Genomic DNA, 24,330 nt, shown 5'->3' with positions numbered 1-24,330 from the left:
CTGAAGGGGAATAGACATGAAGAAACAGACGAGATATTGGGTGAGAAGGATATTGCTGCTTTGCTTAATTGGATTGGTAGGATATGCAATCTACCAGGTTTCTACGGATACGGGTGGAAAACCAGTAGAAGGTGATAAAGCTCCAGATTTCACCCTTACTACACTCGATGGGAAACAAAGAAGCCTCTCGGAACTAAAAGGCAAAGCAATTATGCTTAACTTCTGGGGGACTTGGTGCCCACCTTGTAAGACAGAAATGCCAGCGATTCAACAAGCTTACATCATAAATAAAAACCGCGGATTTGAAGTTGTTTCAGTTAATATCCGTGAGAATGAGTTACCTGTGAGTAATTTTGCTAAACAAATGGGACTTACTTTCCCCATCTGGATGGATAAAGATAGGGAAGTAGTAAAACAATACAAGATCGGACCAATTCCTAGTTCTTTTTTTATCAATCGAGATGGTGAAATTGTAAAGAGAGTGGAAGGTCCCCTGCAATTGAGTCAATTGCAACAACTTATTGATCAAATAACATCTTAGAATATGGAGTGATCATTATGGAAAAATACCAACATATACCTGCATCTGTTTTTGGAAAAAAGTTTGAAGAGGAAAAACATAATTATGTTTTTGTGGATGTTCGCACCAAAGAAGAATATGAGGATGCACATGTAGAAAATTCCATCCATATCCCATACGATGAAATGGAAGTACGCTATGAAGAATTACTTCCTCATAAAAATGAAAATATTTTATTGATCTGTCGAAGTGGGATGCGCAGTCAGATTGCAGCCCAAATACTCTCCGAACAGGGATTTGAAAAGCTGTATAATCTCGAAGGAGGCTTATTGGAGTGGACTGGTCGTCTACACAGATAGAGGGGATGTCGCAAGTGATTCGCAGCCATTTGCGACAAACTTCTCATCAACAATTACCTTTTGCAAAAATGATGGAACTTGCTTTATATCATTCCTCTTATGGTTATTACATGAAGCCCATTCCCAAATTAGGGAAAACGGGCGATTTTTTTACCAATGTTCATGTTAGTAAGCTATTCGGACGTGTTTTGGCGGATTATTTTTTGCAATATTGGCAAGAATCCAAGCCATCCGATCCTCTTCAATTGGTTGAAGTAGGAGGAGGCGACGGCAGATTGATGGAGCAGATCGCAAATCAATTTCATCAAAAATCCGTCCCAAAATCAGCGGTTGTTGTGTTTGCACTAGAGAAAAGTAATTATCATCGATCTTTGCAGCAAAAAAGGATGAAAGATATACCTTATGACGTCAAGTGGGTTCATCAGTGGAAGGAAATACCTCATGCTCCCTTTACCATTGTCTATCAACATGAATTAATCGATGCCTTTCCAGTACACCGCCTGATTTGGAAAAAAGGAAAGTGGTGGGAGATTTATGTTTCTGAGCAAAATGGAACTTTTGTAGAAGTATATGGGGAGCTGTCGGAGAAAGCATTAGTGCAATATGTAGACTCCGTTAAGGATGATCTAGTAGAAGAACAACAGATAGAAGTGAATCTTCACGCTAAATCTTGGATACAAGAAGTTGCAAATAACTTGGAGTCTGGGATGATTTGGACACTGGATTATGGTGGGTTATCTAGGGAACTGCGTGGTATTCGATATTTAGACGGAACTGTACGGTTTTACCAAAATCATCAACATGTGTTTGATGCCTATCAAAAATTAGGAGTAGTGGATATCACAGCCCATGTCAATTTTGAAGACCTAATGAATTGGGGAGAAGAAGTTGGTTTAACTGCTAGTTTTTATGGAACCCAAGCGAAGTTTTTACAAGTTGCAGGAATATTATCTTACACCAATCCGCTCTATCGAAATGCAATCAAACAGCTTATGCTCGGGATGGGAGAGCATTTTCATGTTCTCATACAAAAAAAATAGAGGAGAAAAAAGAACCCTAAACTGCAAAGGGTTCTTTTAGTTTTAATAAACAAAAGTTGCGTATGCAACCATACCACAGAAAGAGATTAGCATGTAACTACCAAATAAGTACATGTAAGTTTTTTCAGTGAAACGTTGGTAACCAAGCACTACAAACAAGATGGCTTGGAAGATGAAGAGTCCTGCTTGAGTGTACATATGGCCAGCAATAAACATCAAAGCGATTGCTAAGGCCCAAAAACCGAGTACACGAAACATGCGATCCACAAAACCACAGCCTTTCAAATAGATCAAGATGAGTCAAGAAATAATTACCGTTATGAAGAGCTTCCGCTCAAGCAATCTTTATTATACCCAGTTCAGAAATTTGGTTCAAGTAGTGTTATGGCACTAGTTACTAACATAACTCTTTTTACATATTATTTTGCATCATTCTTGAAAAAATATATTTGTAAATCCCCATAAAACGTATAGTTCTAGCAATTTGAGGATATAAAAAGGATAGAGATATACTATTGTTCGGTTTTTAAGCATAGGATAAAACAGTCAAAAATATTGCTTAGAATAGGAGGTTTGAATATGGCTGTAAAGCGTCAAGATGCTTGGTCATCTGAAGATGATATGGTATTAGCTGAAGTAACCTTGCGACATATTCGTGATGGCGGTACACAATTATCTGCATTTGAAGAAGTAGCAGAGCGATTGGGAAGAACTCCAGCAGCTTGTGGTTTTCGTTGGAATAGTTCTGTTCGTAAAAATTATGATTCAGCAATACAAGTAGCGAAGACAGAACGTCAACGACGTGGGCAAGAAAGGGTACGTTATACAACTCCTATAACTCTTAGTAGTGTTCGGGTAGATAATACTCCAACATTGGAATCATATGAGGATGAATATTCACTAGATCATGTTATCCGATTTTTACGTCAGCATAAAAATGAAGTAGGGGAATTAAAGAAACAACAAAAACAACTGGAACAAGAGTTATATGAAAGAGAAGATGAGCTAAGGCGTTTGGAACAGGAAAATAAAGTGATGAAAGAACAATTGAATGAGGTAGAGTCAGATTACCAGTTGGTAAATGAAGATTATCGCACATTGGTGCAAATTATGGATAGAGCGAGGAAATTAGCTGCAAGAAACGAAGATTTAGAAAAAGAACCGAAATAACTTTATGTACTGCTGACAAACCGAGTCGGCAGTTTTTTATTTTAAAAGAATCGACGCTGCCCGAGGAAATTTGATACGATAGAGGGGAAATATATTTTGTCCAAACTGAATATTTTTTAGAAATGATTGGCAAATGGAAAGGGGTTTTTTAAGATGGCAAAAGTAGAAGCGACGATCGTAGGGATTGTTTCGAAGATACTGGTTTCCATCGGTGAAGAAATCCAAAAAGGCCAAGAAGTGATTGTATTAGAGTCCATGAAAATGTTAATTCCAGTAGAAAGTGCTGTCTCCGGAAAAGTTACAGCGGTCCATGTGAAAGAAAGCGATTTTGTCAATGAAGGAGAAGTATTAATTGAACTGGAAGAATTGGCATGAATGTGAAGATAGTAGAGGTAGGGCCTAGAGATGGATTGCAAAATGAAACTAAACTGCTATCAACTGACTTGAAATTCGAATTGATTAACAGGCTTATCGCTGCCAATCTCACAAATATAGAAGTAACTTCATTTGTCCATCCCAGATGGATTCCCCAATTAGCAGATGCAGATCAATTGGTACCAAAACTAACCACCAATAAAAAGATCAGCTATCGAGCTTTAGTTCCTAATCTCAGAGGAATGGAGCGCGTAAAGATCCCGCCTTTGACAGAAATAGCTGTTTTTGTATCAGCAAGCGAGACGCACAATCTCAAAAATGTAAACGCTACCACAAAGTCTGCTGTCGATCAAATCGCACAAATTGTACAAAAAGCTAAAATATATGCATTGCCTGTAAGAGGCTATATATCTTGTGTTTTTGGATGTCCTTATGAAGGAGAGGTTCCTTTATCAGTTGTAGAAAACTTATGTTCTTCTTTGTTAGATTTAGGGGTGTACGAAATTTCCCTTGGAGATACGATCGGTATTGCAGTTCCAAAACAAGTGAAGCAAGTACTCCAATCACTGCAACCTTCTTTTTCTGGTAAGTTAGCCATGCATTTTCATGATACGAGAGGACTTGCATTGGTCAATACTTATGTGGCGTTAGAAAATGGTGTTACAACCTTCGATAGTTCAATAGGAGGAATAGGAGGATGTCCTTATGCACCAGGGGCATCTGGAAATGTGGCAACAGAGGAAGTAATAACCTTATTACATGGTTTAGGGATCGAAACCGGAATTGATTTAAATATTCTGTGTGAAACAGCCCATTGGTTACAAAGTGTTCTAGGAAAAGAGCTTCCTTCAAAAGTATTACAGCAGTATCTTGGCAAAGGTGGGAATGAAGGATGACTTGGATCAAGAGGGAACAATGTGGATTTATCACGATACTTCAACTTCAACGTCCAGAAGTACATCATGCACTTAACCGACCATTATTGCGACAACTAAGTCAATATCTAGACGAAATCGAGAAAGAGAAAACGAGGGTAGTGATCATCACAAGTACAGGAGAAAAAGCTTTTTGTGCAGGAGCAGATTTAAAAGAACGTCAGACAATGAGCGAAGATGAGGTAAGGAAGTATCTCACTTTGATTCGCCAAACCTTTTTTCAAATTGAATCTCTCTACTGTCCTGTCATTGCTGCAATTGAGGGGGTAGCATTCGGGGGTGGAATGGAATTAGCCCTTGCTTGTGATTTTCGAATTGCTGCCCAAAATGCAGTATTTGCCTTACCTGAAACTTCACTAGGAATTATTCCTGGAGCAGGTGGGACACAACGTCTAAGTAGGATAGCTGGTATAACTGCTGCAAAAGAGCTCATCTATACTGCTAAACGGATATCTGCGGAAACAGCATACAAGCTGGGAATTATCGGAAAAGTGACTATGTCAGGAGAAGCTTTGAATGAGGCATTTCATATGGCTGAGGAGATTGCCCAAAATGCACCATTGGCTGTTTGGCAAGCGAAATTGGCGATTGAGGAAGGTTATCTCCTAGAAATAGGTTTAGCGATGGAAAAAGAAGCTTATGCCTATGAGCATCTGATCCCTACAAAAGATCGTCTAGAAGGATTATCAGCATTTCAAGAGAAGAGAAAGCCGCGGTTTCGAGGAGAGTGATAGAAATGAGTGAACTTACTGACAAAAACGAGCGACTACAAAATGGAGGTCATCCTAAATATCATCAGAAATTGGCTGAACAAGATAAATTGTTTGCTCGAGAACGCTTGGCACGGTTATTGGATGAAAATTCTTTTGTCGAGGATGGATTGTTAGCTAATTCAATGGAGGAAGGATTGCCTGCTGATGGGGTGATCACCGGGATAGGAAAAATAAAAGGCACTACGGTTTGTGTGATGGCTAATGACTCAACAGTAAAGGCCGGTTCTTGGGGGAAAAGAACAGTTGAAAAAATCATTCGTATCCAAGAAACAGCAGAAAAATTAAACACTCCTCTTTTTTATTTGGTTGATTCTGCTGGAGCACGCATAACAGATCAACTCGAGATGTTTCCTGGGAGACGTGGAGCCGGAAAAATATTTTATAATCAAGTCAAGTTATCAGGTGTAATCCCACAGATTTGCCTCTTATTTGGCCCATCAGCTGCTGGAGGGGCTTATATTCCAGCTTTTTGTGATGTTGTTATTATGGTAGACAAAAACGCCAGTATGTATCTAGGCTCCCCAAGAATGGCTGAGATGGTAATTGGACAGCAGGTTTCTTTGGAACAGATGGGAGGAGCACGAATGCATTGCTCCGTCAGTGGTTGTGGAGATTTTTTAGCAAAAGATGAAGATGATGCCATTTTGATTGCGCAAACCTACTTTTCTTATTTGCAAAAACCAGTACAAGTCGATTATTGTACCAGTCCCATTGCTGATAAGATTAGTGAGCTTATTCCACACGAACAAAATGTTCCATTTGATATGAAAGAAGTAATAGATGCATTGGTCGATAAGGATTCGATGTTGGAACTCAAAGAACTTTTTGCCCAAGAATTAATTACGATGTTTGCACGTCTTGAGGGAAAGTCGATCGGGATCATTGCCAACCAATCAAAAACAAAAGGAGGCGTTTTATTTGGAGATTCTGCTGATAAAGCAGCACGATTTATTACATTGTGTGATGCGTATCAGATACCATTACTCTTTTTAGTGGATGTACCCGGATTTATGATTGGTACACAAGTAGAGAGAGCAGGTATTATTCGTCATGGAGCCAAAATGATCGCAGCTATGGCAGAAGCAACTGTTCCTAAAATATCGGTGATCGTTCGGAAAGCATACGGAGCTGGTTTATATGCGATGGCAGGCCCAGCGTTCGAACCAGATTGTTGTATTGCACTGCCAACTGCTCAAATTGCGGTGATGGGTCCAGAAGCAGCAGTGAATGCTGTATATCATAATCAGATTCAAGCTTTAGATCCAGAAGATCGAGATTCTTTTATTCAAATGAAAAGAAAGGCGTATCAGGAAGATATTCATATCTATCGGCTAGCTAGTGAATTGATTGTGGATGTCATGGTGGACCCTGAAGATTTGCGTAATGAGTTAGCAAAAAGGTATGATCTATATAGTGAAAAACAAATGAATTTCAGTAGACGAAAACATCCTATTTATCCGGTGTGAGTTCAAATGAAAATTGGTATAATTGGAGGAGGGTCACTTGGACTTTTATGGGCTGCTCGTTTAAATGAGTATGCAGACGTGACCCTGATTTGTAAATCTGAGCAACAAGCTGAAATGATCAGGCGAGATGGTGTAATTCTAACCACTCTAAATGATCAAGAAATCAAATATTGGGTTACAGCAGAATGGATTGATCAATTCAATCATTCTGCTGGTTTTGATGTGCTGTTTCTGATGACCAAACAGCCAGCATTAAATCGAGTACTTTCTATTATCCCATCTTTTATCCATGAACAAACGCATATAGTAGCATGGCAAAATGGTTTGGGGCATGTTGAAAAATTACGAGCCTGCTCCTATTCAAATTGCTATGCGGTTGTAACAACCGAAGGTGCGAGAAAAATATCAGTAAATCATGTCCATCATACAGGGAATGGCTATGTTCGATTAGGGAGTGTAAATCAGAATCAAACAGAAACAATGGATCCACTTTTTCTTTCTCTCATGCAAACTATAGGGATAGAGTGGGTTGAGGATATTGAAAAAAATATGTGGCGAAAATTTGCAATAAATGTAGTGATCAACCCTTTGACTGCTCTTTTGGAAGTACCAAATGGAAAATTGATGGAGTTAGAGATACAGACGATTATCAAACAACTAATTAAAGAATTATGTTTAGTAGCAGATGAAAAAGGTTTTTACCTTAATCAAACAGAGATTTATCATCAAGTGAGCGAAGTTTGCTTTATGACGTCAAAGAACTTATCTTCGATGCTTCAAGATATTCGAAATAAACGACAGACAGAAATCGATTCTCTCAATGGAATAGTAGTTTCGTATGCTGACCAACTTCGTTTAGCTGTTCCTACTCATGTTGCTTTGACTGAGTTGATAAAAGCAAAAAGTATGTTGTTTTAAGCATGTGGTATACTTTACTTATGATAAGTAAGTAGCATCTGGAAGAAGGGCTGGCGGAAATTGAAAATAGAAAAGTGTTTGATTCCTAATGAAAAACTCCAACAAAAAACATTGTTTTACCATTATGATCCAACCCAAGACGAAAGCTACTTTGAGCGTTATCGCTATGTAACCAATCAAAAATACAAACGAGACCAGTTGGTAGAAGTTCTTCGGAATTATCATCATCCTGAATTAGTGCATCCAGCTGTCGAAATAAATCTAGATCGATTGTCATCACCTGATAGTGTTGTTGTTATCGGGGGCCAACAAGCAGGAATATTAACAGGACCGTTATATACGATTTATAAAGTAATCACGATTATTCAATTAGCAAAACGAGAAGAAGAACGACTACAAAAACCTGTAATACCTGTTTTTTGGATTGCAGGAGAAGATCATGATCGACAAGAAGTAGACCATGTTTTTATGCCAGAAGGAACAGGTATGGTGAAACATTCCTTCCCTTTGCAAGATACGAAAAAAGCATCTGTGTCGACTATTACAATCGAACCACATATCGTTCATCAATGGTTAGATGAACTACATCAAGCAATTGCGGACCGCCCATATAAAGCAGATTGGGTGACTCTTTGTGAGCAATTAACACAAGAACCTATCACATGGACTAGATTTTTTGCCAAAATCCTTCACTACTTATTTGCAGAATATGGTTTACTGTTAATTGATTCACATGATACGCTGCTGCGGGAACTAGAGGTAGATTACTTCCGCAAAATGATCGAAAAGAACGCTATGCTGGGCGATGCGGTGAATCGAGGGATTCAAAAATGGGAAGAAGGAGGGAGTCCGTCCCCTCTACAATTGGAAGATAACCAAGCCCATTTATTTATTGAAGAAAACGGACAAAGGGTTGCACTTTATCGAGAAGGAAATCAATTTACAAGTCGTAATCATTTTTTTCAGTATAAAATAGAGGATCTACATGAAAAACATAACAGATTCAGTAACAACGTAGTAACTCGGCCACTGATGCAGGAGATGGTATTTCCAGTTCTCGCATTTGTTGGAGGAGCAACAGAAATAGATTACTGGGGTTGTTTAAAAGAAGCTTTTTCTGTATTCGGTTTGCAGATGCCCATTGTTTATCCTAGACAAAATGTTACAATTGTAGAGCGTTCGATTGAAAAATATCGAGAAAATTGGGGAGTAGATTGGGAAACTTTATTTACAGGCAAAGGACAATCCTTGATAGAGTTATGGAAACAGACTAATCAACCACCTAATGTAGAGCAGCAATTTGCGGAATTATCCCATCGATTAGAAGAGCTATACACACCATTTCTTCAAGAACTTACCCAGACGGTAGGCGGTAATATGGAGCAAATGGGAGAGAGTACAGCAAAAAAATTACAAAATCATGTGAGTTGGTTGAAACAAAAAGCACATCGTGTAATTGATACGCAATTAGAAGTAACACTTCGGCAACAGAGGCAGGTTGTAAATGCGATTTATCCACTGGAGGGATTTCAAGAAAGGAGTTATAACCTTGTTTATTTTTGGAATAACTATGGATTAGATTGGCTCCATATGTTATGTAAACAAGAGTTACCCGAATGGAATACTCACCAAGTGCTATTTCTATAGGTAGAAAAAAACAAGGAGTGAAACGTCAAATGAATGCTCTAACAGACAGTGTAATAAAAGATATCTCTTTAGCTCCAAGTGGGAGACAGAAGATCAATTGGGCAAAAGATCATATGCCTGTTTTAAATAGAATCAGAGAACGGGTAATCTTAGAAAAACCGCTTACAGGAAAACGAGTAGCTATTTCCCTTCATTTAGAAGCAAAGACAGCTTGCATGGCAGAATTGATTCGGGATGCTGGTGCTGAAGTTGTCATTACCGGAAGCAACCCTCTCTCTACTCAAGATGACATTTGTGCCGCTTTGGTTTCAGAAGGAGTAACGGTATTTGCCCGTTATAATCCAACACCAGAAGAGTATAAGTCTCATTTTATTATGACACTGGAAACAAAACCTGATCTTATCATCGATGATGGCGCAGATTTAGTGACTATTTTACATAGTGAACGTCCAGATTTACTAGAACAAGTACAAGGTGGATGTGAAGAGACTACTACAGGAATTAAACGCTTATTGTCATTAGAAAAATCAGGGCAATTAAAGTTTCCAATGATTGCAGTAAACGATGCATTTTCTAAATCGCTATTTGATAACCGCTATGGCACTGGTCAATCTGTTTGGGATGGAATCAATCGTACCACCAACCTAGTGGTTGCAGGGAAGACTGTAGTAGTAATTGGTTATGGATGGTGTGGAAAAGGTGTCGCAATGCGTGCAAAAGGGCTGGGTGCTCGTGTAATTGTCGTGGAAGTGGATGCCATCAAAGCTACAGAAGCTCATATGGAAGGTTTTACTGTTTTACCAATGGTGGAAGCAGCAAAGCAAGGTGATTTCTTTGTCACCGTTACGGGTAACAGGGCGGTTATTAGCCGGGATCATTACGAAGTGATGAAAGATGGAGCAATTTTAGCAAATGCTGGTCATTTTGACATCGAAATCGATATAGTAGCACTTGAAGAAATGTCTGTAAAAGAAGAAGTAGTGAGGAAAGATATCACCCAATATCTGTTAGCAGATGGACGCAAAATCAATTTACTAGCCGAAGGGCGTTTAGTAAACCTTGCAGCAGGTGATGGTCATCCAGCTGAAATAATGGATATGACCTTTGCGCTGCAAGTGTCAAGCCTTCTTTATTTGAATCAATCCAATGAAAAAATTGGAGCGCATGTGATTGATGTTCCTTATGAAATTGATGAACAAGTATCACGTCATTTCTTGGAATCATTAGGAATTCAGATTGATGAATTAACTCCAGAACAAACAGAATATCTCAATAGTTGGGAAGTTTAATCATATTTTCCAAAATAAGATAATTTTGTTCAAATCCTGTACACAAGTGCAGGATTTTTTGTATGGATTGTGGTATACTTACCATTGTGGAGGAAAGTGGAGGGAAGTGGAGAGCTATGGTTCCACTTATTCATTCAACTGAGAGTAAGAGGTGAGGGATAAGCAGAAAAAACTCATAAAACTGGTCATTTTATGAGTAGATCAGGAGGGTCACATTGGCATGTTTATGGGGGAGTTTCATCACAGTGTGGATGATAAGGGAAGAATGATTGTCCCAGCAAAATTTCGAGAAAATCTCGGCTCCTCTTTTGTCCTAACTAGGGGACTGGATCAATGTATTTTTGCTTACCCTCGAGAAGAATGGACACAACTAGAACAGAAATTAAAAGCCCTTCCCTTTACCAAAGCAGATGCACGTGCCTTTACCCGGTTTTTCTTTTCGGGCGCTTGTGAAGTTGATTTGGACAAGCAAGGCAGAATTGTATTACCATCAAACTTGCGAACCTTTGCCAATCTCACAAAAGAATGTGTCGTCCTTGGAGTTTCTTCCAGGGTTGAGATTTGGGATCGATCGATTTGGGAAAGCTACTATGCAAAATCGGAAGAGTCGTTCAATGAAATTGCAGAAAGTATTGTCGACTTTGACTTGTAAAAGGATGATCAAGCATTGTTTCAACACATCACAGTATTGTTAAATGAATCCGTAGATGCACTGAACATTAAATCAGATGGTGTATATGTAGATTGCACCCTAGGCGGCGCAGGCCATAGTAGCTTGATCGTAAAAAGATTGGGACCAAATGGCACACTCATTGGTTTGGATCAAGATAATCGAGCACTAGAAGCAGCAAAACAAAAATTAAGCCAAGCTTCCTGCAAAGTGATTTTACATAAGGCTAATTTTCAATATGTACAAGAAGTAGTAAAGTCATATGGTATCGACCAAGTAGATGGTGTGTTATTCGATCTAGGTGTTTCCTCTCCTCAGTTGGATGAAGGGGAGAGAGGATTTAGCTATCATGAAGATGCACCACTGGATATGCGTATGGATCAAGAACAAGAGTTAACTGCTTATCAAGTGGTCAATGAATATTCCGAAGAAGAACTTAGTCGTATTTTATTTCAGTATGGTGAGGAGAAATTTTCTAGGAGAATTTCCCGTCATATTGTGCAACATCGGATACACAAACCGATTGAAAGAACGATTGAGTTAGCGGAAATTATCAAAGAAGCAATACCAGCAGCAACAAGGAGAAAAGGACCTCATCCAGCACGAAGGTCATTTCAAGCTATACGTATTGCAGTGAACAACGAACTTGGAGTGTTTGAGGACGCTTTGCAACAAGTGGTACCTCTACTTCGAACAGGTGGGAGAGTAGCGGTGATTTCCTTCCATTCTTTGGAAGATAGAATTTGCAAACATTTTTTTCAAGAACAAGCGGTTGGTTGTATCTGTCCCAAACATTTTCCTGTTTGCGTTTGTGGTCATGAACCAGTTCTCACCATCATAACAAGAAAACCCATCGTTCCTACGAATGATGAAATAGAAATTAATGCTCGTGCTAGGTCAGCAAAGTTACGAGTAGCAGAGAAATTATAGGGGTCAAAAAAAGAATTCAAATAAATGAAATGATAGATGAGAAAGTCAAAAGAAGAAATTGGGTCAATGGAAGGCAAAAAGAGAGAATAGAAGAGATGGTAAAACGGTCATGAAGTATACAGTGGTGTTAGATAAAAGAAGGATCATTGCAGCAAAAAGAAAAATAGACGAACATGGGTCAATTGGTCTAACTGGTCGAAGGATTGATATTCAAATGAATCCCACGACTTTAGCCTTGTGGAGTTTCAAAAAATACATCATTCGAGAGTTGTGTAAAGGATTTGAGCGAAGAGTAGAGGGGGATCATTGTGCGTAAAAAACAAGGGAATACCTCGTTAGCCTATCAATTACCAGTATCTACACCTAAGACTCGCACTCAACCAAGATCAAGAAGAGTAATCAAAGGTCTTCCAGCCAGTGAGAAAGTTCTATATTTAGTAAGTACACTTATATGTATTATGGCTGCTATCTTTGTATTGACTCGATATGCTGAATTAACGCAACTAGATGTATCTATCCAACAAACGGAGTCGAGAATCAACAAAGTGAAAGAATTGAATACCCAGCTAGACTCTGAAAAAATGAAAAGAAGTAGTTTAGAATATATTCGTCAGTTTGCGGAGCAAAACGGCTTGCAAATCATTCCCTCTATTCACCCTTAGATAGGCGTACAATTTGTCAAAATAGAATGGTGGCACTGGTATGCAGCAATCGGAGAAGAAAAATAAAGTTCGTTCCGTCATGATTGGATTCACACTTATGGTGCTACTAAGCTGTGTATTAATACGATTATTGTGGATTCAAACGTTTGATTCAAAAGAATTATTAGCAATGGCAGAGAAGCGGTGGGAAAATTCTAACTCCATCTTGCATGCTAAGCGTGGTTCCATCTATGATCGAACCAAGCAAGAAGCTTATACATGGGAAGTACCGGGTTATTATTTTGTTGCTGATCCAAGTCAGATTAAGGATGTTTCTCAAACAGCGAAAATATTATCTCCACTATTGGAAATACCGGTTAGGGTGTTAGAAGAGAAGCTATCCCTTAAAAAAAAGGCTGTTGAAATCAAGTATGAAGGGAAAGGGAAATATTCCCCTTCTATATACAGCAAAATCTTTGCTTTGAAGAAAAAAGGTAAAATTGCTGGTATATATGGATATCCCACAGAAATGAGAGAGTATAATAGTTCAGAGTTAGCGCATGTATTAGGCTTTTTAAATAGCAATGGTGATGCTGTTGGTGGTGTAGAGCAAGTCTATGATAAATGGCTTCGTGGTGTTGATGGAACAATTAAATATCATAAAGCCAAAAATGGAATGATGATTTCAGATGGACCAGAGACTTTTAAACCGCCTGTAAATGGAAAAGATTTAATCTTAACAATTGATGCTAAAATACAACATGAAACAGAAGTAGCAATGAACGAAGCAATGAAAAAATATCAGGCAAAAGGTGCTACTGCAATTGTAGCAGATCCTAAAACAGGCGAAATATTGTCGATGGTAAGCAGGCCAACATTTGATCCCCAAAATATAGCAAAGACTTTTGATCCAGCTAAAAACGGACATAATATTGCCGTTGAAAGTCAATATGAACCAGGTTCTACTTTTAAAATTGTTACACTAGCTGCAAGCATAAATGAAAAGTTATTTAAGCCTAATGCAACGTTTGCTTCTGGTTCTATTAAAGTTGGAGATCGAACTTTTCACGACTCCAATCGCAGTGGTTGGGGAACCATTACATATCAACGTGCTGTAGAATTATCAAGTAATGTAGGATTTATCCATCTAGGTCAACAACTTGGAGCAGAAAAACTGTCTGATTATATCCGCCGTTTTGGATTTGGTAGTATCACTGAAAAGTTTGGAAAAAGAACAGGGATTGACTTACCTGCTGAAGGTAAAGGATATTACTATAATCGCGCCTTGTATCCCGTAGAGTTAGCTGCTAGTTCATTTGGACAAGGTATCTCTGTTACTCCTATTCAACAAATAGCGGCGATCTCTGCTATTGCTAATAATGGTTATTGGATCAAGCCCCATGTATTAAAAGAAATAGTGGACCCACGAACCAAGAAAGAAGTGTATCAATATCCTATCACGAAGCGTCAAATTATAGAACCACAAACAGCGACAAAAGTAAGGCAAATTTTACGTGGAGTAGTTCAAAATGGAACAGCAAAAGCTGCTAATTTGTCTAATTATGAAGTTGCAGGTAAAACAGGAACAGCACAGATTCCTGATCCAAAAGGGGGATATATTCCAAATGAATATATTGTATCCTTTATCGGATTTGCTCCCTCTAGCCATCCAGATGTGGTAATATATGTGGCTTTTGATAGGCCGACTACGAATTTTTCCAGCATGTCAGGCGGAGCAATTGCAGCACCTGTTGCCAGTGAAATTTTAGAAAAAATATTACCGATACGCCATGTAGCAAGTGAAGAAAACTAAGGGATGTGTCTTGGTTTTCAATCATAGACAAACGCATAGCCACATCATGTAGATAAGATAAAATTTATATATGTTGATCCCCAAAAAAGACTCTCAATGATAGAGTCTTTTTTTCGATTGTCTACGTCTTCCCCCTCTTACAAAACACCTAATACTGATCAATGGAATAGAGATTGCAGTTGCAAGTAAGATACCTACAAACACGTTTCTCAACTCCTTTCTGCTGTCTGACTCAAATTTGCATCTGGTGTATAAAGTTTACCTGATGCAAAATTGTTTTTTATACATGTATGTTGGCTAGTGGAAAAATGTTATGGTGTTGGGACTATTTTTAAAAAAAATAGCATTTGCATTCCCAGTTATTTTTAAAAGTTACTTTTCGTTAAGGATTGTTATTACTCTCGTAGGACTCCCAATATAATATACAAATGTTATGAAATACATGTTTTTTAGAATAATAAAGAATAATAATTAAAAGGTGTTAAAAAATGGGAGATGCAAGGCGTATCGACTACTTTTTAGTTTACAATGATAATGGGGTAGAAAAAGAGTACAGAGTAAGGTATGTGGATTGTCTTCCAGTATCGGAGATACGATTTATCTAAAGGATACTCAACTGGAATATCAAGTGACAAAAGTAGTACATGAAATAAGTAAATATAGTGATTTCGTAGGGGCTAACATAGTCGTTTATAAGGTTTACGTGAGTGAAAAGGCATAACCAATTGTTGAAATTAGGGGAAATATATATTATTTTGCTTCTATATCCTTTTTGTTTCGTTCATTTCGATATCCGTAATAAATCAAAAAAATTCACTAAATATTAAGGTGAGTTTTTTTGATTTTTGCTGGATAAATAGGGTTCAGTACGAACACATTCGAATATGGAGTTTAGTGAGTAGAATGTTGATAGTGGTAACCTGTAAGAACCGAAGGCAAAAGGAAATAAATTTCTCTCGCATTTTATCTAAAATAAATCATATAATTAAGCTTAGATTCGATCCTTTTCTAATAGATATGATGAGAGGTAATACTTAAAAAGAGTGAAGTTTTTTATGTTAAAAGTAAATATATTTTTTATGATATAAATAGAGTTGAATACTGTTTTTTATTTTCAACATGGAATGTTCAACCTTTAGGGTTGAAAGCGAGTATAAAGTGTATTACATTGGTTTTTGGGATTTAAAATGTGGAAAATATCTGCGAAGTGCGATAGAAGAGAAAAACAAAAATACTCGTAGAGACTTTAATATGAGGGAGGAGCGAGTTTTTTGGAAATTGTCAAATCCTTTGCCAAAAAGTTTTATCGAGGCTTACTGTTTATTGTTTTGCTTGCTATTTTAATGCTTTGTACGATCTTATTTATTACCTTTTTAGCTGATCCTTCAAGAATGATTGAAACGATTAAAGGTACTTTTGGAATAACATAAGATAATAATGAATAGCTAGTAGCAGTTATGGAGAAAGTTGTATATAATATTAGCTACAAGTGAGGATAGGGAAGAGTAAGCATCCCCTTTTATATAGAGAAGAGAACCCTTGGCTGTGAGGTTTTCGATAAAAGACTGCTGAATGTCGCCCTTGAACTGTCTTTCTGAAAAAAGTAGGAAAGACCGGATGACGTCCGTTATCGTGATGAGTGCACAAACTTTTTATTAGGTTTGTGAACAAAGGTGGCACCGCGAAACCAGTCTTTTCGTCCTTTGAGATGAAAAGGCTTTTTTATTTATATAAGGAGTGACGAATTTATGTCTTATGAACTAAAGTCTATTGGATCGAAATGAAAGTTTATAGAGAAAAACGTGCATAATTAGAAGCGTGAAATGCCGATTTACAAGCGTAATCCATGAGAGGTAGGATTGCTCTCCTACCTCTTTATATTGACGAATAATCTTCTACCATGCAAAATGAACAACGAGAAGTTTTCTAAGGAGGAAGCCAAAGGTATGTTGCAAACAGCAAACGATGTCTGGAATTGGTTGTCAGTTCACACTCCTGCAAAAATACATCCAGGGTTAGAGCGAATGGAACATGTATTAGAAGAATTGGGTCATCCAGAAAGACGTTTAAAGGTGATCCATATTGCAGGAACCAATGGAAAAGGTTCTGTAGCAGCGATGCTATCGAGTGTATTACAAGAGGCAGGCTATTCGGTAGGACTTTTCACCTCTCCAGAACTTACGCATTGGAGTGAACGTATTCAACTAAACGGAGAAGGGATTCCTGAGCAGGAATTGATTCGCTGGACGGAACGACTTCGTCCTATTGTAGAAGAGATGGAAGAGCCTCCAACAGAGTTTGAATATTGGACATTGATTGCACTATGTTATTTCGCATATGAAGCAACCCCTTGGTTTACCATCATGGAAACTGGTCTAGGAGGGCGATTGGATTCTACCAATGTAGTTTATCCATTAGTGAGTATCATTACGGAGATTGATCGTGATCATATGGAGTTTCTAGGTTCTACCATCGAGGAGATCGCTTCAGAAAAAGCGGGGATTATCAAGTCTGGTGTACCCGTAGTGACCAGTACGAAAGGTGAAGAAGGATTAGCAGTTTTGGAAAAAGTGGCTAACGAAAGACATAGTAAATGTTATGCATTAGGCAAAGACTTTGAAGTTCAAGCTATTTCACATGATGAAAAAGGGCAATCATTCCATTTTACCAGCAAAATGTTAGAAGCAAAATTTGGCATCCAGCTAAAAGGGGAACATCAACTCGCAAATGCAGGAGCAGCTATCATGGCGATTTCCATCTTGCGTAGTCAGTATGCGACCATTGTAGAAACAAGTCATTTGGAAAAAGGACTGGCAAAAGCAACGTGGCCGGGACGTATGGAGGAAGTTGGTAAGCATCCAATCGTTTTACTGGATGGAGCACATAATGCATCTGGGGTAAGGGCTTTAGTGGATACCCTGCGAAATCAATATACATATGAAAAGTTATTTGTTGTCTTTGCCATGATGAAAGAAAAAGAAACAGAAATGATACAGCCACTTCTCCCGCTCGCCTATCATATTGTAACTACAGAAGTATCAAATCAAAAGCGTAGTCGGACAGCAAAAAATTTGATGGATATCATTTTAGCTCAAAATTCGAATCAGTCTGTAGAAGCTATCGCATCTGCCAAACAGGCGCTACAAACCGTCCAAGCGAAAGCAGGACCAAATGACATGATTGTGGTTGCAGGTTCACTATATTTGATCGCCCAAATTAGACCAATATTTATGTAGACATAAGAGAGGATGAGATGAATTTGACAAAACAGCATGTCCATTTTATCGGTATAGGTGGCTACGGCATGAGCGCGATTGCTCGTGTTTTGCTTGACTTGGAATATGAAGTATCTGGTTCTGACGTGGAAAAAAATGCCCTTGTGGAGAAACTTATGGATCGAGGTGCAACTGTCACGATCGGCCACCAATCGGAGAATGTGATAGGAGCAGACAAAATTGTTTATTCCACCAGCATCGCAGCTGATAATGTGGAATTGGTGGAAGCAACAAAGAGAAGAATACCAACCTATCATCGCTCCGAAATGCTTGCTGAATTGTTAAACAGCAAGAAGGGGATAGCAGTAGCGGGGGCACATGGGAAGACGACCACTTCTTCGATGTTAGCTCAAACACTGGAAATCTGTGATGTAGATCCAACCTATATCATAGGTGGGGAGATTGTTGGACTAAAATCAAATGCTAAAGCGGGCAAGAGCGATTATGTTGTGGCAGAAGCGGATGAGAGCGACGGGTCTTTTTTAGCATATCAACCTCATCTGGCGATTGTTACCAACATTGAAGCTGATCATCTGGAAAACTATGATAATGATTTTGAGAAGTTAAAACAAGCCTATGTGGAATTTATCAATCAAGTACGTCCAGAAGGCACAGCAATTATTGGCTGGGATGATGAGCATGTTCGCAGTATTGCACCTCAGCTAACAAGCAATGTGATCACTTATGGTATTGACCATCCTGCGGATTATATGGCAAAAGAGATCAAACCAGAAGGACACCTCATCTCATTTGCGGTTTATCATGGAGAAGAACGATTAGGCAAAGTGACTCTGCAAAAACCAGGAAAACATAATGTATTAAATGCTCTTGCTGTTGTGATTGCTAGTCTCACACTCGGTCTGTCATTTGATGAAATTGCAACAGCTCTGTACCAATTTCAAGGGGCGAAACGTCGTTTTCAGATCATTGGGGAAGTAAATCAAGTGTTGGTGGTTGATGATTATGCACACCATCCAACCGAAATCGCGGCAACGTTAAAAGCAGCAAAAGCGTTGAATCGTCGAATTGTTGTTGTATTCCAGCCACAACGGTATTCTCGCACACATCTGTTGATGAAAGAATTCAGTGAGTCTTTTGCTGAGGCAGATGAAGTGATTATCAATACACTATATGCACCAGCTGGTGAAGCTCCTATCCCTGGTGTAAGTGCAGAACGTTTGGCAGAACTAATCAAAGAAAATAGTAATCCCAATACGATATTTCTAGCAGAACATGCTGGAGTGATTGATCATCTTATAACTCATTGTAAAGAAGGTGATTTGGTATTTACGATGGGCGCAGGTGATATCTGGCGTGTATCTCATGGCTTGGTAAAAGAGCTTAATAAGATCATGAAATAAGTTTTTATCAGCTTGAAGAATGCTGAGTTTAGAACATAGAAGAATATCCGACATAGCACATATGTCGGTTTTTTGTTTGGATATGTCAGGCAAATTGAGATATCTAGGTACCTATGATAAGGTGAGGGATGGTTAAGATCATAAAAGGGGGATAATTCGTTGATACATAAAAGTGCAAAATTGGCTTTCTTCATTGTTCTTATTTTTAGTGTTCTAATCGGTTGTTCCAAACCATCTAGCGATGTTCCACAACAGCAAACAACAGCACAAAATGATGTAACCAATTTAAATTGGCAAGTGCCGAAATTTCAAGCAATCGATCAAAATGGGAAATCCGTCACTAACGATACACTAAAAGGGAAAGTTTGGCTAACACATTTTCTTTTCACCCGCTGTCCAAATATTTGTCCACCCATGACCGCAAATTTGGCAAAAGTGCAAAAAGCAATTGAAAAAGAAGGAACATCTGCAACGATGGTCTCGTTTACGGTCAATCCAGAATATGATAAACCAGATATCTTAAAAAAATTTGGACAAGATCATGGAGCTAATTTAACGAACTGGTATTTCCTCACTGGGTACTCGTTTGCAGATATTCAGAAGTTAGGAAAGGACGCATTTAAAGGTCAGATCAGTAAAGTAGAGAGCAATGATCCCAATACCGTTTTGTATAATCACCCATCGCAGTTTTACTTGGTAGATCAAACAGGGAAAGTACGGAAGTTTTATGATGGATTAAAACCAGATGTCAAGCAGATAGCCGCAGATGTCAAGCAGATAGTAGAAGAAGGGAAGTAACCACCTAATAGAATAGTTAACCTTATAATTTGAAGGATAGCTTTTGTGATTGCCAATATATTATTGATGAGATTGAAGGAAATTGCTTAAAATTATGTTATTATTGGGATACATCCCTAGTATTCTCTGGAGGAATCTGTGACGACGCTTGCCGAACTCTTCATCAAGGGTCTGTGCGCCGAGGTCATCATCAAGGGCGGTCCCCAGGTCACCATTCTTCAGATGGCCAAGAGTGCTCATAACGAGATGGCCAAGGAAATCGTCAAGATCCTGAACATCGAGGCTGACAACTGGATCGAGGACAGCCCCGCGGTCGACGCCGAGGCTGCCAACGCACTCCTTCGGAGGGTGATGAACGCCTGCGACGTGATCGAGATCATCGTGGCAGTGAGGCACCGTGACATCCAAGCCATTTTGGGGATCAACCAGGTCCTCCTCCTCGCAACCCTGATCGAGCGGAAGCTCGACAGGGGAGAGGCTGTCACCCTGTTCGATCTCGAAGAGCTGGAGTCGTTCTTCTACTCCTGTGCACCGAGTCACAGGATTTTCGAGAATCAGGGCTGAGTATTTGGTGCAGCTTGCACCGGATAGCCGAGATGAACCTGTCTCGGCCCCAAACGAAAAACTCACCACCTTCAGGGTGGTTTTTATTTTGCTTGTTATTGCAACAATGTTATGTTACATTGAATCGAAAAGGAGGGAGTTTCCTTGACTCAAGAGTTGATATCAAAAAAAGATCTCCTTATGGAAACCGGTATATCTTATGGGCAATTGTACCGTTGGAAACGAAAAAAACTGATACCAGAAGACTGGTTTATCCGTAAATCTACGTTTACAGGGCAAGAGACGTTTTTTCTAAAAGAGGAAGTACTAGAGCGAGTGGAACGAATCAAAAGCATGAAAGATGATTTATCGTTAGATGAGATGGTTAATGTATTTAACGAACATTCAGAGTCTGTGCCTGCTTTTTTTACAAAGCGGAATTTATTAGAACGTAACATTGTTACTCCTATGGTGATTGAGCAATTTGCCAAAGATTATGAGCTGGAAAGTCACATTTCATTTGGTCACATCTGTCTATTTTATTTGATTGATAAGATGTTAAAAGCAGGTCAGATCAGTCGATCAGAAGGAGAGCTCATTTATCAAACGGTAGAGCCTCATTTGTCAACTGTACAAAAAGAAGATGGCCAATTTTATTTCGCCCGCAAGATGGGTGTTCCCATTGTGATAGTAGTCACGCCACTTGGGTTGGTTCATTTTGATCATGAAGTAGGGATTATTGCCACATACGGATTTCAGAAATTGTTCGAAGAAGTAAAAGTGAAATGGCAAGGAGGCAAGCAAGATGAATAACTTGAGCTTGATGGGGCATGGAACAGCATCTGGCGGCGTATATGATCGAGTGAGGATAAATGGAGATGCTACGATAACAGGCGATGTTGAATGTAACGAAATCATCTGTAATGGTAGGGTCAAGATAACAGGAAATGTGAAAGCTAAATTAATTCGAATCCACGGAGAGGGTACTTTTGTGGGGAGTGTGGAGGCAAATCGGATTAAACTGTATGGTCAAGTTACAATCGGCGATTCTGCTCAACTAAAAAATGCTTCTATTTATGGAGAAGTAAAAATCAAAGGAAGTGCTGCTTTTGACGACATTCACTTAAAAGGTGGATTGCAAGTCGCAGGAGACTGTGAGGCGGAAGAATTCAAGGTGCATGGTGCGTTCACAATCCAAGGGCTGTTGAATGTGGGAACTGCTGATATTGTGCCTTATGGGGATTGTAAGGCTCCAGAAATCGGTGGAGAAAAAATAATCGTTAGAAAGGCTAATCGACCATTTGGTATAATAAAATGGTTTAAATTTTTATCGCAGTATGAAGCTGAAGTAGTTACGGATATGATGGAAGGAGATGATCTGGATTTAGAAACAGCAAATATTAAAGTAGTTCGTGGGAATCGGGTGAAATTAGGTAAATCAACTGATATTCATCTGGTAGAGTACCGGGATCACTTGGAAAAACACGAACAAGCGGAAGTGAAAGAGACAGTAAAGATAACAGCTTGACGGAGGGAATATACATGGTTGCTCAAAATCAGAGCAAAGTTGGTTTTGTAGTAGCTGGATTGCTATTAGGTATTTTTATCGCGGCGATGGATAATACCATTGTCGCGACAGCTACAGGTACGATCGTTTCCGATCTCGGCGGATTTGACAAATTTGTTTGGGTTACATCTGCCTATCTTATTACACAAGTGTCCGGTACACCGATCTTTGGAAAACTATCTGATATGTATGGCCGTAAAAAGTTTTTCTTGTTTGGTTTAATCGTTTTTTTACTCGGAAGTATTCTGTGCGGAACTGCTCAAAGTATGGTCCAATTGAGCATTTATCGAGCAGTTCAAGGAATTGGGGCAGGTGCTTTAAATCCGATTGCGTTTACGATTATGTTTGATCTTTTTCCTCCTGAAAAAAGAGGGAAAATGTCTGGGCTTTTTGGAGCTGTCTTTGGTTTATCCAGTATTTTTGGACCATTGTTAGGTGCACTGATAACAGACAATTTTAGCTGGCACTGGATTTTTTACATAAATGTACCGCTAGGAATCATTTCTTTGGCGCTCATTATCCCTTTTTACAAAGAATCTCAGACACATGCGAAACAACAAATTGACTGGTGGGGAGCATTGACACTCGTCGTAGGAGTAGTTTCTCTCATGTTTGCTTTAGAACTAGGTGGAAATGAATATGCTTGGGATTCTGCTGTTATTTTGGGGTTATTCACTTCTTTTGTAGTATTTATTATCGCCTTTATTTGGATTGAAACACGGGCAGCGGAACCGATTATTAACTTTAAGATGTTCCAAAAGCGGCTTTTCACTTCTAGCGTTCTAGCAAATTTGTTTTATGGAATAGCTTTTATCGTTGGCACAGTCTACATTCCTATCTTCGTACAGGGAGTTTTAGGAGGCTCTACTACCAATTCAGGATTAATATTAATACCGATGACATTTGGTAGTGTTGTGGGAGCTCAAATTGGCGGTATTCTTGTATCAAAAACAAGTTTTCGAAAAATCATGGTCTCCTCTTGTGTGATTTTTATTATTGGGATGTTGTTACTGAGCACCATTGCTCCTGATACTACAAAAGGTGTATTGACTACTTATATGATTATTACTGGTTTTGGAGTGGGTTTTTCCTTTTCAGTGTTAGGACAATCGGCTATACAACCATTTGGTTATCGAGAACGTGGGTCAGCTACCTCTACCAGCACCTTTTTACGTACGCTTGGAATGACACTTGGGATTACGATCTTTGGGATATTACAACGGAACTATTTTACCGATAAATTAGTAACTGCTTTTGCTGGTGCGGATGGGCAGTTGTCAGATCCAAGAGCGATTTTATCACCTGAGACAAGAGCCCATATCCCACCTGTGATTTTGAATAAAATTACGGCTGTTCTTTCTGATTCTATCGCTTATACGTTTACATGGGCGATTGTTCCAGCAGTTATGGCATTTATCTGTGTTTCACTGATGGGGAGTGAGCGAGTAGCAAGTCCTAGCAAACTAGCGACGGAATAAAAATTTGGAAAGCAACTCTATCAAAAAGAGTTGCTTTTTTGTTATGATGATCTCAAAAAATAGAAATGAATGATAAAATTGGAAATTTTTTATCTGCTGGTCACTATGCTGTGCAATGGTCTTCTAGGTTTCCATTTACCATGGATTGGGAAAAGATTGCTGGCTTATCGTAAAATTCCTCTTTCTAACACCAAAGATGTTTCCCTTTTTTTGGGGATTATTGCTAGTGTAGCTGGAGGGATGATCGCATTTCGATTTTCCTCTTTTTGGGAAGTTATTCTAGCATTAATTTTTCTCTTTCTTTTATTATTGATTGGTTGGATAGATTGGCATACTGGCTACATTTTAGATCAGTTAACGATCAGCGGATCGTTAATCATTGGTGGGATAGAGTTGGTTTGGAACCCTTCTGTACTACCATCCAAACTAGCAGGCAGTATCTCTATTTTTCTTCTTTTGTTTTTTCTAGCGAAGACTACCAATCGATTGGGGCAAGGAGATGCAAAGTTGATGGCGATGTGTGCTCTGTTGATGAATTGGCAGAGTATATTGCTGGCGATTTGGCTAGCATCGATCAGTGGGCTCATCTACATAACCATTGTCACATTTCGAAAGAAGATAGACATACGAAAGTATGCACTGCCATTTGGTCCTCATCTCGCTTTTGGATCGTTTAGTGCTTATATATTTGGAGAACAAGTATATCATCTTTTTTCCAGTGAAGTTGTTCTATCAATTCTATCAGTTCATATACTCTAGTAA

Annotated in this window: 26 protein-coding genes and 1 other annotated feature; of the genes, 25 read left to right on the top strand and 1 reads right to left on the bottom strand. The window is 38.9% G+C overall.

What is annotated here, in order from left to right; all coding sequences use genetic code 11:
• Positions 1 to 16 precede the first annotated feature (16 nt).
• From resA to AC5WOE_RS06595, 3 genes are read left to right on the top strand one after another with little or no spacing between them, the layout of a single operon-like run.
• On the top strand, positions 17 to 541 hold the full coding sequence (gene resA, locus AC5WOE_RS06605; RefSeq protein WP_496049501.1) for a thiol-disulfide oxidoreductase ResA: 525 nt from the start codon (positions 17 to 19) through the stop codon (positions 539 to 541).
• Between the two features lie 17 nt (positions 542 to 558).
• Complete coding sequence (locus AC5WOE_RS06600; protein WP_496049502.1) at positions 559 to 879, top strand: rhodanese-like domain-containing protein; 321 nt, start codon at positions 559 to 561, stop codon at positions 877 to 879.
• Positions 855 to 1,919 carry a class I SAM-dependent methyltransferase gene (locus AC5WOE_RS06595; protein ID WP_496052183.1) on the top strand — a complete coding sequence of 355 codons (1,065 nt, stop codon included), beginning with the start codon at positions 855 to 857 and terminating at the stop codon, positions 1,917 to 1,919. The genes AC5WOE_RS06600 and AC5WOE_RS06595 overlap by 25 nt, the downstream gene beginning before the upstream one ends.
• Before the next feature lie 42 nt (positions 1,920 to 1,961).
• On the opposite strand, the gene AC5WOE_RS06590 is transcribed toward AC5WOE_RS06595, so the two are convergent.
• Positions 1,962 to 2,177, bottom strand: coding sequence for a DUF2626 family protein (locus AC5WOE_RS06590; protein WP_496049951.1), 216 nt, complete (start codon positions 2,175 to 2,177; stop codon positions 1,962 to 1,964).
• Positions 2,178 to 2,498: 321 nt separating this feature from the next.
• Here AC5WOE_RS06590 and AC5WOE_RS06585 point away from each other — a divergent pair, with 321 nt between their 5' ends.
• The 22 genes from AC5WOE_RS06585 to AC5WOE_RS06480 all read left to right on the top strand — a co-directional run bounded on the left by AC5WOE_RS06585 (position 2,499) and on the right by AC5WOE_RS06480 (position 24,327).
• Positions 2,499 to 3,089 (top strand): RsfA family transcriptional regulator, encoded by a 591-nt coding sequence (locus AC5WOE_RS06585; protein WP_496049504.1) that lies wholly within the window; start codon positions 2,499 to 2,501, stop codon positions 3,087 to 3,089.
• Between the two features lie 153 nt (positions 3,090 to 3,242).
• Positions 3,243 to 3,464, top strand: coding sequence for a biotin/lipoyl-containing protein (locus AC5WOE_RS06580; protein ID WP_496049505.1), 222 nt, complete (start codon positions 3,243 to 3,245; stop codon positions 3,462 to 3,464).
• On the top strand, positions 3,461 to 4,360 hold the full coding sequence (locus AC5WOE_RS06575; RefSeq protein ID WP_496049506.1) for a hydroxymethylglutaryl-CoA lyase: 900 nt from the start codon (positions 3,461 to 3,463) through the stop codon (positions 4,358 to 4,360). Before AC5WOE_RS06580 ends, AC5WOE_RS06575 begins: the two co-directional genes overlap by 4 nt.
• Positions 4,357 to 5,130 carry an enoyl-CoA hydratase-related protein gene (locus AC5WOE_RS06570; protein ID WP_496049507.1) on the top strand — a complete coding sequence of 258 codons (774 nt, stop codon included), beginning with the start codon at positions 4,357 to 4,359 and terminating at the stop codon, positions 5,128 to 5,130. Before AC5WOE_RS06575 ends, AC5WOE_RS06570 begins: the two co-directional genes overlap by 4 nt.
• 5 nt (positions 5,131 to 5,135) lie before the next feature.
• Positions 5,136 to 6,638 carry an acyl-CoA carboxylase subunit beta gene (locus tag AC5WOE_RS06565; RefSeq protein ID WP_496052182.1) on the top strand — a complete coding sequence of 501 codons (1,503 nt, stop codon included), beginning with the start codon at positions 5,136 to 5,138 and terminating at the stop codon, positions 6,636 to 6,638.
• 6 nt (positions 6,639 to 6,644) lie between these two features.
• On the top strand, positions 6,645 to 7,556 hold the full coding sequence (locus tag AC5WOE_RS06560; RefSeq protein WP_496049509.1) for a ketopantoate reductase family protein: 912 nt from the start codon (positions 6,645 to 6,647) through the stop codon (positions 7,554 to 7,556).
• A 60-nt stretch (positions 7,557 to 7,616) separates the two neighbouring features.
• A complete protein-coding gene (gene bshC, locus AC5WOE_RS06555; protein ID WP_496052181.1) occupies positions 7,617 to 9,203 on the top strand; it encodes a bacillithiol biosynthesis cysteine-adding enzyme BshC in 1,587 nt (528 codons plus the stop codon).
• A gap of 29 nt (positions 9,204 to 9,232) precedes the next feature.
• Complete coding sequence (locus tag AC5WOE_RS06550) at positions 9,233 to 10,492, top strand: adenosylhomocysteinase (RefSeq protein WP_496052241.1); 1,260 nt, start codon at positions 9,233 to 9,235, stop codon at positions 10,490 to 10,492.
• Positions 10,493 to 10,712: 220 nt separating this feature from the next.
• A complete protein-coding gene (gene mraZ / locus AC5WOE_RS06545) occupies positions 10,713 to 11,144 on the top strand; it encodes a division/cell wall cluster transcriptional repressor MraZ (protein ID WP_496049511.1) in 432 nt (143 codons plus the stop codon).
• 15 nt (positions 11,145 to 11,159) lie between these two features.
• Complete coding sequence (gene rsmH / locus AC5WOE_RS06540) at positions 11,160 to 12,092, top strand: 16S rRNA (cytosine(1402)-N(4))-methyltransferase RsmH (protein ID WP_496052180.1); 933 nt, start codon at positions 11,160 to 11,162, stop codon at positions 12,090 to 12,092.
• Between the two features lie 109 nt (positions 12,093 to 12,201).
• A complete protein-coding gene (locus AC5WOE_RS06535) occupies positions 12,202 to 12,408 on the top strand; it encodes a hypothetical protein (protein WP_496052179.1) in 207 nt (68 codons plus the stop codon).
• Positions 12,401 to 12,754: a hypothetical protein gene (locus AC5WOE_RS06530; RefSeq protein WP_496049514.1), complete on the top strand. Its 354-nt coding sequence runs from the start codon at positions 12,401 to 12,403 to the stop codon at positions 12,752 to 12,754. Before AC5WOE_RS06535 ends, AC5WOE_RS06530 begins: the two co-directional genes overlap by 8 nt.
• Positions 12,755 to 12,794: 40 nt before the next feature.
• Positions 12,795 to 14,546: a peptidoglycan D,D-transpeptidase FtsI family protein gene (locus AC5WOE_RS06525; RefSeq protein ID WP_496049515.1), complete on the top strand. Its 1,752-nt coding sequence runs from the start codon at positions 12,795 to 12,797 to the stop codon at positions 14,544 to 14,546.
• Positions 14,547 to 15,817: 1,271 nt separating this feature from the next.
• A complete protein-coding gene (locus tag AC5WOE_RS06520) occupies positions 15,818 to 15,976 on the top strand; it encodes a hypothetical protein (RefSeq protein WP_496049516.1) in 159 nt (52 codons plus the stop codon).
• A gap of 53 nt (positions 15,977 to 16,029) precedes the next feature.
• Positions 16,030 to 16,253: a binding site (T-box leader), on the top strand.
• A gap of 239 nt (positions 16,254 to 16,492) precedes the next feature.
• On the top strand, positions 16,493 to 17,782 hold the full coding sequence (locus tag AC5WOE_RS06515; RefSeq protein WP_496052178.1) for a bifunctional folylpolyglutamate synthase/dihydrofolate synthase: 1,290 nt from the start codon (positions 16,493 to 16,495) through the stop codon (positions 17,780 to 17,782).
• A gap of 17 nt (positions 17,783 to 17,799) precedes the next feature.
• Entirely contained in the window at positions 17,800 to 19,182 is a 1,383-nt protein-coding gene (murC, locus tag AC5WOE_RS06510; protein ID WP_496052177.1) for a UDP-N-acetylmuramate--L-alanine ligase, read from the top strand.
• Positions 19,183 to 19,341: 159 nt separating this feature from the next.
• Positions 19,342 to 19,980, top strand: a complete 639-nt coding sequence (locus AC5WOE_RS06505; protein ID WP_496052176.1) for an SCO family protein — start codon at positions 19,342 to 19,344, stop codon at positions 19,978 to 19,980.
• Positions 19,981 to 20,118: 138 nt separating this feature from the next.
• Positions 20,119 to 20,544: a hypothetical protein gene (locus AC5WOE_RS06500; protein WP_496049520.1), complete on the top strand. Its 426-nt coding sequence runs from the start codon at positions 20,119 to 20,121 to the stop codon at positions 20,542 to 20,544.
• A gap of 144 nt (positions 20,545 to 20,688) precedes the next feature.
• Positions 20,689 to 21,336 (top strand): DUF4004 family protein, encoded by a 648-nt coding sequence (locus AC5WOE_RS06495; protein ID WP_496052175.1) that lies wholly within the window; start codon positions 20,689 to 20,691, stop codon positions 21,334 to 21,336.
• Positions 21,329 to 22,051 (top strand): polymer-forming cytoskeletal protein, encoded by a 723-nt coding sequence (locus tag AC5WOE_RS06490; RefSeq protein WP_496049522.1) that lies wholly within the window; start codon positions 21,329 to 21,331, stop codon positions 22,049 to 22,051. Before AC5WOE_RS06495 ends, AC5WOE_RS06490 begins: the two co-directional genes overlap by 8 nt.
• A gap of 14 nt (positions 22,052 to 22,065) precedes the next feature.
• On the top strand, positions 22,066 to 23,568 hold the full coding sequence (locus AC5WOE_RS06485; protein WP_496052174.1) for an MDR family MFS transporter: 1,503 nt from the start codon (positions 22,066 to 22,068) through the stop codon (positions 23,566 to 23,568).
• Between the two features lie 78 nt (positions 23,569 to 23,646).
• On the top strand, positions 23,647 to 24,327 hold the full coding sequence (locus AC5WOE_RS06480; RefSeq protein ID WP_496052173.1) for a prepilin peptidase: 681 nt from the start codon (positions 23,647 to 23,649) through the stop codon (positions 24,325 to 24,327).
• Positions 24,328 to 24,330 lie beyond the last annotated feature (3 nt).

The organism is Shimazuella sp. NTD248 (assembly GCF_059510395.1).
The sequence above is the reverse complement of the archived record's forward strand: the minus strand, read 5'-3'. Positions and strand labels throughout refer to the sequence as shown.